Source organism: Streptomyces sp. PU-14G (genome assembly GCF_041028275.1).
Taxonomy (GTDB): Bacteria; Actinomycetota; Actinomycetes; order Streptomycetales; family Streptomycetaceae; genus Streptomyces.
This window is the reverse complement of record NZ_JASKYT010000204.1, coordinates 1-12,613: the sequence shown is the minus strand read 5'-3', so window position 1 is coordinate 12,613 and position 12,613 is coordinate 1. Positions and strand designations below refer to the sequence as shown.

The following is a 12,613-nucleotide window of genomic DNA, read 5'->3' as shown; positions in this document are numbered from 1 at the left end:
GGGGCGGGCACCGATTCGGGCCGGGCGGTGGCTCAGCCCGGGGTGCAGACCTTGGTCAGTTCGTCGGCCGCGTCGGTGACGGGCTTCGCCTCGGGGGCCCGGCCCGCCTCGACGTCCGAGCGGACGCTGTCGACGGCGCCGCGCAGCTGGGAGACGGCCTTGCCGACGTCGCCGTCGTCCGTCTCGTCCTCGATCTTGGTGAGGTTCTTGTCTATCGCGTCGAGGGACTTCCGAGCCTGGGTGGGGTCCTCGCCGGCGTCGGAGACCGCCTGCTGGAGGTCGTCGACGGACTGGGCGATGGTGGACGCGGTGCTCGCGCAGTCCAGCGCGCGGTCCACAGCGGAGCAGCCGGCGGTGACCGGCACGGCGAGTGCGAGGACCGCTGCCGCGGCCACGACGTTCCAACGGAGCACCTGCTACGTCCCTCCCCCAAGACTGGTCGGGCCGCACGGTTCGACACGTGCGGCCCGCACCCAGTCAGACGCGTAAAGCGGCGGCAAAGTTCCCCCGCCCCGGGGAAGTTCTCACGCGGCCGACGCCCCGCGGAAGCTGTCAGCGGCCGAGCGCGGTGCGCTGGGCCCCGTCCAGCTGGGCGCAGCCCGCGACGGCGAGGTCGAGCAGCCCGTTCAGCTCCTCGCGGGCGAACGGCGCGCCCTCGGCCGTGCCCTGCACCTCGACGAAGCGGCCGTCGGAGGTGCAGACGACGTTCATGTCGGTCTCCGCGCGCACGTCCTCCTCGTAGCGCAGGTCGAGCAGCGGGGCGCCGTCGACGATGCCGACGCTGACGGCGCTGACGCCCCCGGCCAGCGGCTGCGCCTTGGGCTTGATCAGCTTGCGCTCCTGTGCCCAGGTGACCGCGTCGGCCAGCGCCACGTAGGCGCCGGTGATCGCCGCCGTCCGGGTGCCGCCGTCGGCCTGGAGGACGTCGCAGTCGAGCACGATGGTGTTCTCACCGAGCGCCTTGTAGTCCACGACGGCGCGCAGGGAGCGCCCGATGAGGCGGGAGATCTCGTGGGTGCGGCCCCCGATCTTGCCGCGCACCGACTCGCGGTCGCCGCGGGTGTTGGTGGAGCGCGGCAGCATGGCGTACTCGGCGGTGACCCAGCCCTCTCCGCTGCCCTTGCGCCAGCGGGGCACCCCTTCGGTCAGGCTGGCGGTGCACAGCACCCGGGTGTCGCCGAACGAGACGAGGACCGAGCCCTCGGCGTGCTTGCTCCAACCGCGCTCGATCGTGACGGGGCGCAGCTCCTCGGCCGTACGGCCGTCGATACGTGACATGCGTGCGAGCGTATCCCCGGCAGGGGGTGTGGGCCGAACGCGGGAACCGCGGCCCGTCCGGCCCCGCCCGGCCAGGGCGGGGCCGGCTCCTCGGGCCCCCGCCCGCCCCCGGGCGGGGGCGGAGCTCACAGCTGGTCGTTGATCTCCTCGGCGACGGGGTCGGCGTCGGTGCCGATGACGACCTGGATCGCGGAGCCCATCTTGACGACGCCGTGCGCGCCTGCGGCCTTCAGCGCGGCCTCGTCGACGAGGGAGGGGTCGCCGACCTCGGTGCGGAGGCGGGTGATGCAGCCCTCGACCTCTTCGATGTTGTCGAGCCCGCCGAGTCCGGCGATGATCTTCTCAGCCTTGGTGGCCATGTCCTACTCCTGTGTTCCGGCTGCTTTCCGGCCTTTTCCGGCCCGGATGGACGCGAGGTGCGAGGCGCGAGACGGCGTGGATTGGCGTGGTTGTCACGTTAGTCCACGATCAGCCCACCTACGCGGGCATCCATCCGTTTTCTGGCGAATGATGGCGATTACCGGCGCCGCGAGGTGTCCTGCCGTCACCACGGCCGGGTCGCCACGAGCGCTAGAGGTCTACACCAGTATGCGCCAGCCGTCCGGCGGGCGGACGAGGGGCCGACCAGGTCGAGGGGCCGACCAGTCAGGAGGAGGCTCGTGAGCGCCAACGCCGCAGCCGAGCCGGGAAGCCCGCACAGGAAGTGGGTGTCCGTCTTCTTCCAGGGCCTGCAGAAGATGGGCCGCAGCCTCCAGCTGCCCATCGCGGTGCTCCCGGCCGCGGGCATCCTCAACCGGCTGGGCCAGCCGGACATCTTCGGCGACGAGGGCCTGGGCTGGACCGACGTCGCCAAGGTGTTCGAAGGGGCGGGAAGCGCCCTGCTGGACTCGGCGCTCGGGCTGCCGCTGCTCTTCTGCGTCGGCGTGGCCATCGGCATGGCACGCAAGGCCGACGGCTCGACGGCGCTGGCCGCCGTCGCGGGCTTCCTCGTCTACTACAACATCCTCCAGCAGTTCCCCACCTGCCCGCCGGGGTCGGGGTTCGACACGGAGATGGGGACGTGCGTCGGCAAGGACGGGTCGGCCTCCGGGGCCGCCACCTACCAGAACCCGGGGGTGTTCGGCGGTATCGTCGTCGGGCTGCTGGCGGCCTGGTTCTGGCAGCGCTTCCACCGGGTGAAGCTGGTGGACTGGCTCGGCTTCTTCAACGGCCGCCGCCTGGTGCCGATCATCATGGCGTTCGTCGCGCTGGTCTTCGCGGTGCTCTGCCAGTGGGTGTGGCCGCCGATCGGCGACGGGCTCACCACCTTCTCCAAGTGGATGACGGATCTCGGCGCCTGGGGCGCGGGCATCTTCGGCGTCGCCAACCGCGCCCTCATCCCCATCGGCATGCACCAGTTCCTGAACACCTTCATGTGGTTCCAGTTCGGCAGCTTCAAGAAGCCGGACGGCGAGGTCGTGCACGGTGACATCAACCGCTTCCTGGCGGGAGACCCGAGCGCGGGCCAGTTCACCTCCGGCTTCTTCCCGATCATGATGTTCGCGCTGCCCGCCGCCGCGCTGGCCATCACCCACGCCGCCCGCCCCGAGCGCCGCAAGGTGGTGGGTGGCCTGATGCTCTCGACGGCGCTGACGTCGTTCGTGACGGGGGTGACCGAGCCGATCGAGTTCTCGTTCCTGTTCGTCGCCCCGGCGCTGTACGTCATCCACGTCCTGCTCACCGGTGTCTCGATGGCGCTGACCTGGGCTCTGGGGGTGCACGACGGGTTCAGCTTCTCGGCCGGCCTGATCGACTACGTCATCAACTGGAGTCTGGCGACCCGGCCCTGGCTGATCATCCCGATCGGGCTGTGCTTCGCGGTGGTCTACTACGTCCTCTTCCGCTTCATGATCGTCAAGTTCGACCTGAAGACCCCGGGCCGGGAGCCGGAGGAGGTCGCGGACGAGATCGAGCAGGACAACACGAGGGCTTAGACCAGTGCTCCCCGCCCGCTCGGCGAAGATGTCCGTCAGGCGGCGGTGCGCCCGGAACCGGTACCCGGTGCTGTTCCGGCCGAGGAGCCTGCGGCGCAGCCCGTCGCCGGGCACCAGTCGCAGCTCGGATGGCGCCGCCGGGCGTCCAGCGGCGTCATCACTTGCTGCCGCGGTGTCAGCGGCACGTCGGGCGGATCACTCGCGCCCGCCGATCGCGTCCACCGGAGCAGGCCGCATGGCGTACTTGGTGGCCATCGCGATGGAACCCCACGAAAGCGCGACGGTGAGCGCCACGATCGCGATGAGGCCGAGGGGAGAGATGCTGGGAACGGGCGACTTCGTCAGCGAGATGCTGACGCCGACGAGCGGCGGAATCGTCGCCAGCAGACCGAACAGCAGCGCCGAGACGGCCACGAGCCTGGCCTCGCCGTTCATCATCGCGCGGACCTGTTCCCGGCCGGCGCCGATGAGGCGCAGCATGGCGAACTCGCGCACCCGCGCCGCCGTCGCCATCACCAGGGTGTTCACCACGGCGATGGCGATGTATCCGAGGAGCAGGGTCTGGAACAGGAGGTCGAGCGCCCAGTCTCCCGAGTCGCCGGAACCGGGCGCGTTCTGGAAGGCCTCCCGGTCGCCGACGCCGACCGTGGGGCAGGGCTCGACTGCCTTGCGCAGCGCGCCGTCGAATGTCTCGGAGTCGGTTCCGTCCTCGGACCTGACCAGCACCGCGGTGTTGACCTGTGACGTGGTGTGGGCGACGACGAGGTCGTTGGGGAGGGTGACGTCCCCGAAGCCCAAGCCCCTCTCGTAGATCGCCACCACCCGGGGCTTGATCGCCGTACCGTCGCCGAGCCGTAGATCGATGGTCTCGCCCCGGTCCGCCCCGACCGTCTCCGCGACGATCCGGCTCAGGGCCACCGTTCCGTCCTTGAGCTTCGAGATGTCACCCTCGATCACCTCGAGGTCCATGGTCTGGGAGAGCCGTTCGGGCGTCACTCCCTGGGCGGCGAAGGCCTTGGTCGCGGTGTCGTCCTCGGACGGGAATGTCAGCAGCGTCTGCGTGCGCGCCACCGGTGTCACCACGGCGGCCCCGGGCACGCTCCGTACGGCGTCCACGACCTGCGGGGACACACCGGCGCCGGACGACGCGGTCAGCACCCGGCCGGCCCGCAGGCCTTGCTCAAGCTGGTCGTGCGAAGCCGCAACTGTCGTGGAGGTACCGAACACCTGCACGGCGGCCAACGTCACGCCCATGGCCAGCGGCGTAGTGGCCGTACTGAGCCGTCGCACATGCGCGCGCGTGTTGGCATGGGCAAGGAAACCGTGGGCCTTGGACGGCCGGTTCAGTAGCGAGCCGAACAGCAGGACGGCGCCTCTGAGCAGCAGAGGTCCGATGCACCCGAGCGCCACGACGAACAGCAGGACCGCGGCCGCCGCGGTGTCGGCTGCCGAGTCACCCGAGACCGCGACATTGCTCAAGGTGAGCAGCAGGCCGAGCGGGATCAGCAGGAAACCGATCGTCAGCCGGACCCAGCCGAGCTTCTTGGGCTCGATGGCGACGTCCCCGAGTGCCTCGACCGGGCTGGTCTTGGCCACCCGGCGCGCGACCAACCAGCCGCCGAGCCGGGCGCTGACCATGCACAGCACCAGCGAGGCGAGGAAGGGCACCCACCCCACCTGCATCTGGAAGTCCGAGGGCATCGCGCCCGCGAGGACGAAAACGCCGCGCATCGCGAAGGCGAGCACGACGCCGGGGATCGCGCCGACCAGGGCGCCCGACAACGACACCAGGGTCATCTCGGCGCCGACCATCCAGTGGATCTGCTTGGGCGTCGCGCCGATGGCGCGCAGCAGGGCCAGTTCGCGTCTGCGCTGCTGCACCGACAGCGCGAGGGTGCTCACCACCACGAACACCACGATCAGCACCATCGTGCCGCCGAACGACGCCGACGACTCAACCACCAGGCTGCGGGCATCGCCCACGTCCAGGAACTCCACGTCGCCGCGTTCCGCGCCGGTGCGTGCCACCACGTGCGGTACGGCGGCCGTGATCCGCTTGGCGAGCTCATCCGGAGTGACGTGGGGTTCGGCGCGCACGCCGATGACGTCCACCCGGCCCGGACGACCGGACAGCTCGGCCGCCCGGGCGTCGGTGAAGAACACGGCGGACTGCCGGTCCAGCCCGCCCTTCGGCGGACTCGCGATGCCCGCCACGCGGTAGGTCGACGGCAGGGAGCCGACGACGATGCGTATCTTCGAGCCGACCGCCAGGTCCGCGTGCTCGGCGAGTTCCGCGTCGAGCACGACGTCGTCGGGCGCGGCGGGCGGGCTGCCCTCGCGTACCGAGAACGGCCCAAGGGAGGCGCCGGACCAGCCGTGCCCGAACACCGGGAAGCCGTCGGGGCCGCCCACCTCTTCGCCGTCCGAGCTCAGGGCGCTGACGTCGATGTCGACGTCGCCGTCGGCCGACTTGACTCCGGGCACGGCGGCGACGGCGTCGACCTTGTCGGCGGGCAGCGTGACGCGCTCGCTGTACCGCACCTCGGCGGTCTCGTCCAGCCAGTACGACTGTTCCCCGCCGACGACCACCGCCGCGCCCGAGTAGCGCTCAGGCGTCACACCGGTGGTGAGCCCGGACATCAGCAGAATCCCACAGGCGGTGATCACCGCCGAGCCCGCGGCGATCGCAACGAAGGAGCCGACGAACCCGCCCTTGCGCCCCTTGATCGTGCTCCACGCCAGCGACAGGTCCTTGCGGTACGGCACCACGAGACGGACCAGTCGTCGAATGCGGCGGATCACCACTCGCCCAGGTGCGTCATGCGCGACGCGACCTGCTCCGAGGTGGGCCGGTGCAACTCGCCCGCGAGCTGGCCGTCGGCCAGGAACACGACCGAGTCGGCGTACGAGGCGGCGACAGGGTCGTGGGTGACCATCAGCACCGTCTGCCCCATGCTGTCCACGATGTGTCGCAGCAGTTCCAGGACCTGCTTGCTGGAACGGGAGTCCAGCGCTCCGGTCGGCTCGTCCGCGACCACCGCATCCGGCCGGGTGATCAGCGCGCGGGCGACCGCGACTCGCTGCTGCTGACCACCGGAGAGCTCGCTCGGCCGCCGCTTGAGGTGCTCGCCGAGTCCGACCGCGGTGAGCACTTCGCGAAGGAACGCGCGGTCGGTCTTCCGGTCCGCCAGTCGCAACGGCAGTGAGACATTCTCCTCCACCGTCAGCGGGCCCAGCAGGTTGTAGGCCTGGAAGATGAAGCCGATCCGCTCCCGACGCACTTCGGTGAGCCGGACCTCGTCAAGGCTCGACAGCTCGGTGTCGCCCAGCCAGACCGAACCGGAGGTCGGCCGGTCCAAGCCTGCCACGCAGTTGAGGAATGTGCTCTTGCCGGAACCAGAAGGTCCCATCACGGCGGTGAAGGTGCCACGCTGCAGTTCGACGCTTACGGCATCCAGAGCCTGCACGGAGCTCTTTGCCGAGCCGTACACCTTGGATACTGAATCCAAGCGGATCGACCAGTCAATTGTTGTGGTGCTCGGTGCAGTTCTGCCCATGCCGAGGAGCCTACCGAGGGCGTCCCGCCACCTGCCACCCTTTCTTACCGAGGGGGAGACGAATTCTTACCGAGGGGGAGACGAAGCGCACCGAATAAAACGTTGGCAATTAAGGACGCGCGGAGCCGATACATGCTCCGAAACAGCTCATCCCGCTTCTGCTCCGAGATAAACCGAGGGGAAGATCGGCCGGGATGTGTCTTCTGCCGGCGATACGGCACCATGAGGCCCAGCCGAGAGGCGCCGGCAACGTTGGGCACGGTGGGAAGAGTTCGATGAACGCTCCGTTACAAGACTGAGCCCGGTCCCCGGCCGTCACCTGATGCCCACGATCGTGACTCAACGCAACGGTGGTGGATGTTCGCTCCCACGGCCGCCGGGGGCACCATCAACGGACGCTCGTTTGGATCTTGGCCGGGGCTCGCGGGCCCCGGCACGAGCGACAGCCGTCCCCGCACGGGGCAACGCCGCCCCGGCAGGAGCGACGGCCGCCTCGCCGCGAGCCGCGGCCGAGGTGTGGCCCACCTCGCCCGGAACGACCCGTTCCGTGACGCGCACACCCGTGCTACTAATGGTCTACACCACTATGTGGACTAGACCATCAGCGGGCCCCTCACCCCTTCTTCAGCCGTGCGGCGCCCGCCTCCACCCGGAGGACACACCCCCATGAGCACGGACACCGCTGCGCCCGCGAAGAAGAAGCGGGGCTCCGGCCTGTTCCAAGGACTGCAGAAGGTCGGCCGCAGCCTGCAGCTGCCCATCGCCGTCCTGCCCGCGGCCGGCATACTCAACCGGCTCGGCCAGCCCGACGTCTTCGGCGACGAGGGCCTGAAGTGGCACGACGTCGCCGCCGCGTTCTCCGGCGCCGGCGGCGCCATCTTCGACAACCTGCCGCTGCTGTTCTGCATCGGCGTCGCCATCGGCTTCGCCAAGAAGTCCGACGGCTCCACCGCGCTGGCCGCGCTCGTCGGCTTCCTCGTCTACAAGAACGTACTGGAGGCCTTCCCCGTCCACGAAGCGGTCGTCAAGGCAGGCGAGGACACCCCGCCCGTCTACAACGATCCCGGCGTCCTCGGCGGCGTCCTGATGGGTCTCCTGTCGGCGATCGTCTGGCAGCGCTTCCACAAGACCAAGCTGGTCGACTGGCTCGGCTTCTTCAACGGCCGCCGCCTGGTACCGATCCTGATGGCCTTCATCGGGCTGGCCGTCGGCGTGGTCTTCACCCTCATCTGGGGGCCCATCGGCGACGCCATCACCTCCTTCGGCGAGTGGATGACGGGCCTGGGCGCCACCGGAGCGGGCATCTTCGGCCTGATCAACCGGGCGCTGATCCCCGTCGGCATGCACCAGTTCCTCAACACCGTGGCCTGGTTCCAGCTCGGCGACTACAAGAACGCCGCGGGGGACGTCGTCCACGGCGACATCGCCCGCTTCTTCGCCGGCGACCCGAGCGCGGGCCAGTTCATGTCCGGCTTCTTCCCGATCATGATGTTCGGCCTGCCCGCCGCCGCCATCGCCATCGCCCACTGCGCCAAGCCGCACCGCCGCAAGGCCGTGATGGGCATGATGGTCTCGCTGGCCCTGACCTCGTTCGTGACCGGCATCACCGAACCGATCGAGTTCACCTTCATGTTCATCGCGCCCGTCCTGTACGTGGTCCACGCCCTGCTGACGGCCGTGTCGATGGCGGTGACGTGGGTGTTCGGGGTGCACCACGGCTTCAGCTTCTCGGCGGGCTTCATCGACTACGCCATCAACTGGAGCCTGGCGAGCAAACCCTGGCTGATCATCCCGATCGGCCTGTGCTTCGCGGTGGTCTACTACGGCCTCTTCCGCTTCCTCATCGTGAAGCTGGACATCAAGACGCCGGGCCGCGAGCCGGACGAAGAGGTCGAGGACCTCACGAAGTAGTCACCCGACGGGGTAGTCACCAGACGGGTGGCCATCCGACGGGGTAGCCATCCGACGGGCCGTACCGCAGGCAGCGGTGCGGCCCGTCGCATTGGTCCGTCCCGGCTACCGGGAGCACCGGGGGGGCGGGGCAGAGGGACGGCCGCCCCTCACAGCTCGTAGACAGCGCCAGGACGGGCCATCTCCACCGGCCCGTCGAAGACGGCCTTCGCGTCCCGCAGGTTGATCTGCGGGTCCGTCCACGGCGGCACGTGCGTGAGCACCAGCTGCGAGACGCCGGCCCGGGCGGCGACCTGACCGGCCTGCCTGCCGTTGAGGTGGAGACCCGGGATCTGCTCCTTGCCGTCCGTGAAGGAGGCCTCGCACAGGAAGAGGTCGGCGCCTCGCGCGGCACGCTCCAGGTTCGGACACGGCCCCGTGTCACCGGAGTAGGTGAGGACCTTGCCGCTCGCCACGTGCTCGATCCGGAAGGCGTACGCCTCCACCGGGTGGTCGACCAGCTCACTGCTGACCCGGAAGGGCCCCGCCTCGAACGTCCCGCCAGCGGTCAGCTCCTGGAAGGCGAAGACCTCGCTCATCGACGAGTCGGACGGAGTGTCGGCGTACGCGGTGGTGAGCCGCTGCTCGGTGCCGGGCGGGCCGTGCACCGGGATCGGGCCGCAACGGCCGCCCTCGTGGCGGTAGTAGCGCGCGACGAAGTAGCCGCACATGTCGATGCAGTGGTCGGCGTGGAGGTGGCTGAGCGCGATGGCGTCGAGGTCGTAGAGGCCGCAGTGGCGTTGGAGCTCACCGAGTGCGCCGTTGCCCATGTCCAGGAGCAGCCGGAAGCCGTCGTCCTCGACGAGATAGCTCGAACAGGCCGATTCCGTGGACGGAAACGACCCGGAACAGCCGACGACGGTGAGCTTCATGGAGAGGGAACCTCCGTTGACGGCATGCGGGAGAAGTCCCCGTGTCGTGGACGAGGGGACTTCCGAGCGTAAGCCGCGCGGGTCCCGGTGCGTCCTCGGTGAGGCGTCGGTGTGGGCGGAATCACCAGCCCGGGGTAGCGTCGTTCCCCGGCGGCTGACGGCACAAACGCCGCGGAGCGCGGTGCGGCGGCACCGCCACACAGCGGCACCCGCCACACGGCGAGGGGCGACAGGCGACAGACGACAGGCGATGATCGACGGGCGAAGGGCGACGGGAGGCACGCTGTGGACACCACCTGGTGGCTGGCCCTCGGCGTGGTGATGCTGCTCGCCTTCGTGGCGGCGCTGGTGGACGGGCGCGGACGCCTCGGTCCCCGGCGCCGAGGCGCCGCCCGCGAGGCCCGTGCCGCCCGCCGGGGCCAGGCGCCCCTCCCCCGCCCCGGGGAGATCTGGCGCACCAGCCTGCCGGACGGCACCGAGCCGCTCTTCCTCGTCCTGACCGTCCGCACGGACGGCGCCCGGCTGGCGCGGCTGACGCCCGAACCCTCGCCGCTGCGTGTCCTGCCCGCCGACGCCCCAGAGGGCCCCGCCTACCTGGAGCCCGGCACGGTCGCCGAGGTCGGTCTCGCCCGGCTCCTCGGCCGGCACGGCGAGGTGGACGCGGACGCCTGGGAGCGGGTCCGGCACTTGGCCGAGTGACCTGGCCCGGGGGGGGACAGGGGCACCCCGGCCCCCGGGGGGTCCCGTTTCGAGGGGTCCTACGCCCAGAGCTGGCCCTGGACCGTGGCGACCGCCTCCTCGTCCGTCGTGGCGGTGTAGAGGCCCGTCGACAGATACTTCCAGCCGCCGTCCGCGACGAGGAAGACCACATCCGCGCTCTCACCCGCGCGCAGCGCCTTGCGGGCCACCCCGATCGCGGCGTGCAGCGCCGCCCCCGTGGAGACGCCGGCGAAGATGCCCTCCTGCGCGAGGAGTTCCCTGGTACGGGTGACCGCGTCCGCGGAACCGACCGAGAAGCGGGTGGTGAGCACCGACTCGTCGTACAGCTCGGGCACGAAGCCCTCGTCCAGGTTCCGCAGCCCGTACACCAGATCGTCGTAGCGCGGCTCGGCGGCGACGATCTGGATGCCGGGACGCTGCTCCCGCAGGTAACGGCCCGCGCCCATCAGCGTGCCCGTGGTGCCGAGACCGGCGACGAAATGGGTGACCGACGGCAGGTCGGCGAGGATCTCGGGGCCCGTCGTCGCGTAGTGGGCGCCCGCGTTGTCCGGGTTGCCGTACTGGTAGAGCATCACCCAGTCCGGGTGCTCGGCCGCCAGCTCCTTGGCCACCCGCACCGCCGTGTTGGAGCCGCCCGCCGCCGGGGAGGAGATGATGTCCGCGCCCCACATGGCGAGCAGCTGGCGGCGCTCCTCGCTGGTGTTCTCCGGCATGACGCACACGATCCGGTAGCCCTTGAGCTTGGCCGCCATCGCCAGCGAGATGCCGGTGTTGCCCGAGGTGGGCTCCAGAATGGTGCAGCCCGGCTGCAACCGCCCTTCCTTCTCGGCCTGTTCGACCATGTGCAGGGCCGGACGGTCCTTCACGGAGCCGGTCGGGTTGCGGTCCTCCAGCTTCGCCCAGATCCGTACGTCCTCGGAGGGCGAGAGCCGGGGGAGCCGCACGAGAGGCGTGTTGCCGACGGCCTCGAGGGGAGAGTCGTAGCGCATCAGCGCATGCCCATGGGGAGGGTGGGGAGCGACCCTCCGGCCACGGCGGGCAGGATCGTCACGCTGTCGCCGTCGCTGAGCTGGGTGGAGATGCCGTCCAGGAAGCGCACGTCCTCGTCGTTGAGGTAGACGTTCACGAAGCGGCGCAGCTCACCGCCGTCCACCAGGCGGTCCTGGATCCCGGCGTGCCTGCTCTCCAGGTCGGCGAACAGCTCGCCGACGGTGGCGCCCGTGCCCTCGACCGCCTTCTGGCCGTCGGTGTAGGTGCGGAGGATGGTCGGAATGCGGACCTCGATGGCCATGAGAGTGCTCCTGTCGGAGAGGAAGAGTGGCTTCTGCCGGCTGGCTTCTGCCGGCTGGCTTCTGCTGTGGGCAGGCGGGGGCGCGCACGCCCGTGCTGCGGGCGGGAAGCGCGGAGGGACACCGCGCCGCGTGGGGCGCGGGTCAGGCCGGCCGACAGATCGCGCTGGCGAGGCGGCACAGGTCGACGTGCAGGCGCGCCACGAGCAGCATGCCCGGGGTCTTGTCGAAAGCGCTCACGTCGTGGACAACCATGGGCTCATCGTAACGATTCCCGGACAGGGAATCGGATCTCGGTTTCATCATGCGGACGAATCCGTCTCACCGTCGCCGGAGAAGCGCCGGTCAGTAGCTCTCGACGAGCGTGACTTCCTCCTCGGTCACCTCACCGTCCACGATGCGGAACGAGCGGAAGGAGAAGGGGCCTTCGCCGTTCCCGCACTCGGCGGTGGAGACCAGGACGTAGTGGGCGCCGGGCTCGTTGGCGTAGGAGATGTCCGTCCGGGACGGGTAGGCCTCGGTGGCGGTGTGCGAGTGGTAGATCACCGCCGGCTCCTCGTCGCGGTCGTCCATCTCGCGGTAGAGCTTGAGCAGATCGCCGGAGTCGAACTCGTAGAAGGTGGGCGAGCGGGCCGCGTTCAGCATCGGGATGAACCGCTCGGGACGGCCCTCGCCGACCGGACCCGCGATCACGCCGCAGGCCTCGTCCGGGTGGTCCTGGCGGGCGTGGGCGACGATCCGGTCGTGCAGCTCCTGCGTGATGGTCAGCATGGGGGCAAGGATATGCACGCCCCCGCACACGCGTCCGGCCCAGCCCGAACGCGGACCACGGCGAGGAGGCCCGCGCCCCGTCCGCCCCCGGCGGCGGACCCGGGGGGCGCCCCTGGGCGCGCGAGGTGCCGCCTCCTCCGTGCGCGAAGGGGCGCTTCCGGGGGGCGGGGCCGTCGCCAGCGCGCGAAGGGGCGGTTCCGGGG

13 protein-coding genes are annotated in these 12,613 nt (G+C 70.3%); 3 read left to right on the top strand and 10 right to left on the bottom strand.

What is annotated here, in order from left to right:
- Nucleotides 1-32: 32 nt before the first annotated feature.
- The 3 genes from AB8Z75_RS22155 to AB8Z75_RS22145 all read right to left on the bottom strand — a co-directional run bounded on the left by AB8Z75_RS22155 (nucleotide 33) and on the right by AB8Z75_RS22145 (nucleotide 1,637).
- Nucleotides 33-413 carry a hypothetical protein gene (locus AB8Z75_RS22155; protein WP_369204660.1) on the bottom strand — a complete coding sequence of 127 codons (381 nt, stop codon included), beginning with the start codon at nucleotides 411-413 and terminating at the stop codon, nucleotides 33-35.
- Between the two features lie 139 nt (nucleotides 414-552).
- Nucleotides 553-1,278 carry a ribonuclease PH gene (gene rph / locus AB8Z75_RS22150; RefSeq protein WP_369204658.1) on the bottom strand — a complete coding sequence of 242 codons (726 nt, stop codon included), beginning with the start codon at nucleotides 1,276-1,278 and terminating at the stop codon, nucleotides 553-555.
- A 125-nt stretch (nucleotides 1,279-1,403) separates the two neighbouring features.
- The gene (locus AB8Z75_RS22145) at nucleotides 1,404-1,637 is read right to left on the bottom strand and encodes a glucose PTS transporter subunit EIIB (RefSeq protein ID WP_369204656.1); all 234 of its coding nucleotides are present in this window, start codon (nucleotides 1,635-1,637) and stop codon (nucleotides 1,404-1,406) included.
- Between the two features lie 300 nt (nucleotides 1,638-1,937).
- On the opposite strand from AB8Z75_RS22145, the gene AB8Z75_RS22140 reads away from it, so the two are divergent.
- Nucleotides 1,938-3,251, top strand: coding sequence for a PTS transporter subunit EIIC (locus AB8Z75_RS22140; protein WP_369204654.1), 1,314 nt, complete (start codon nucleotides 1,938-1,940; stop codon nucleotides 3,249-3,251).
- 195 nt (nucleotides 3,252-3,446) lie between these two features.
- Here the strand turns inward: AB8Z75_RS22140 and AB8Z75_RS22135 are convergent, their stop codons facing one another.
- Entirely contained in the window at nucleotides 3,447-6,017 is a 2,571-nt protein-coding gene (locus AB8Z75_RS22135) for an ABC transporter permease (protein WP_369204652.1), read from the bottom strand.
- Between the two features lie 32 nt (nucleotides 6,018-6,049).
- Nucleotides 6,050-6,808, bottom strand: coding sequence for an ABC transporter ATP-binding protein (locus tag AB8Z75_RS22130; RefSeq protein ID WP_369204650.1), 759 nt, complete (start codon nucleotides 6,806-6,808; stop codon nucleotides 6,050-6,052).
- Between the two features lie 666 nt (nucleotides 6,809-7,474).
- On the opposite strand from AB8Z75_RS22130, the gene AB8Z75_RS22125 reads away from it, so the two are divergent.
- Nucleotides 7,475-8,719, top strand: coding sequence for a PTS transporter subunit EIIC (locus AB8Z75_RS22125; RefSeq protein WP_369204648.1), 1,245 nt, complete (start codon nucleotides 7,475-7,477; stop codon nucleotides 8,717-8,719).
- Nucleotides 8,720-8,868: 149 nt separating this feature from the next.
- Here the strand turns inward: AB8Z75_RS22125 and AB8Z75_RS22120 are convergent, their stop codons facing one another.
- A complete protein-coding gene (locus AB8Z75_RS22120) occupies nucleotides 8,869-9,630 on the bottom strand; it encodes an MBL fold metallo-hydrolase (protein WP_369204646.1) in 762 nt (253 codons plus the stop codon).
- Between the two features lie 285 nt (nucleotides 9,631-9,915).
- Between AB8Z75_RS22120 and AB8Z75_RS22115 the strand changes: the two genes are divergently transcribed.
- Nucleotides 9,916-10,329 (top strand): type II toxin-antitoxin system PemK/MazF family toxin, encoded by a 414-nt coding sequence (locus tag AB8Z75_RS22115; RefSeq protein WP_369204644.1) that lies wholly within the window; start codon nucleotides 9,916-9,918, stop codon nucleotides 10,327-10,329.
- Between the two features lie 59 nt (nucleotides 10,330-10,388).
- Here the strand turns inward: AB8Z75_RS22115 and AB8Z75_RS22110 are convergent, their stop codons facing one another.
- From AB8Z75_RS22110 to AB8Z75_RS22095, 4 genes are all read right to left on the bottom strand, one after another.
- The gene (locus AB8Z75_RS22110; RefSeq protein ID WP_369204642.1) at nucleotides 10,389-11,339 is read right to left on the bottom strand and encodes a PLP-dependent cysteine synthase family protein; all 951 of its coding nucleotides are present in this window, start codon (nucleotides 11,337-11,339) and stop codon (nucleotides 10,389-10,391) included.
- Nucleotides 11,339-11,641, bottom strand: a complete 303-nt coding sequence (locus AB8Z75_RS22105) for a MoaD/ThiS family protein (protein WP_369204640.1) — start codon at nucleotides 11,639-11,641, stop codon at nucleotides 11,339-11,341. Before AB8Z75_RS22105 ends, AB8Z75_RS22110 begins: the two co-directional genes overlap by 1 nt.
- 142 nt (nucleotides 11,642-11,783) lie before the next feature.
- Nucleotides 11,784-11,894, bottom strand: coding sequence for a putative leader peptide (locus AB8Z75_RS22100; protein WP_341483251.1), 111 nt, complete (start codon nucleotides 11,892-11,894; stop codon nucleotides 11,784-11,786).
- A gap of 90 nt (nucleotides 11,895-11,984) precedes the next feature.
- The gene (locus AB8Z75_RS22095) at nucleotides 11,985-12,410 is read right to left on the bottom strand and encodes a Mov34/MPN/PAD-1 family protein (RefSeq protein ID WP_369204638.1); all 426 of its coding nucleotides are present in this window, start codon (nucleotides 12,408-12,410) and stop codon (nucleotides 11,985-11,987) included.
- Nucleotides 12,411-12,613: the final 203 nt, after the last annotated feature.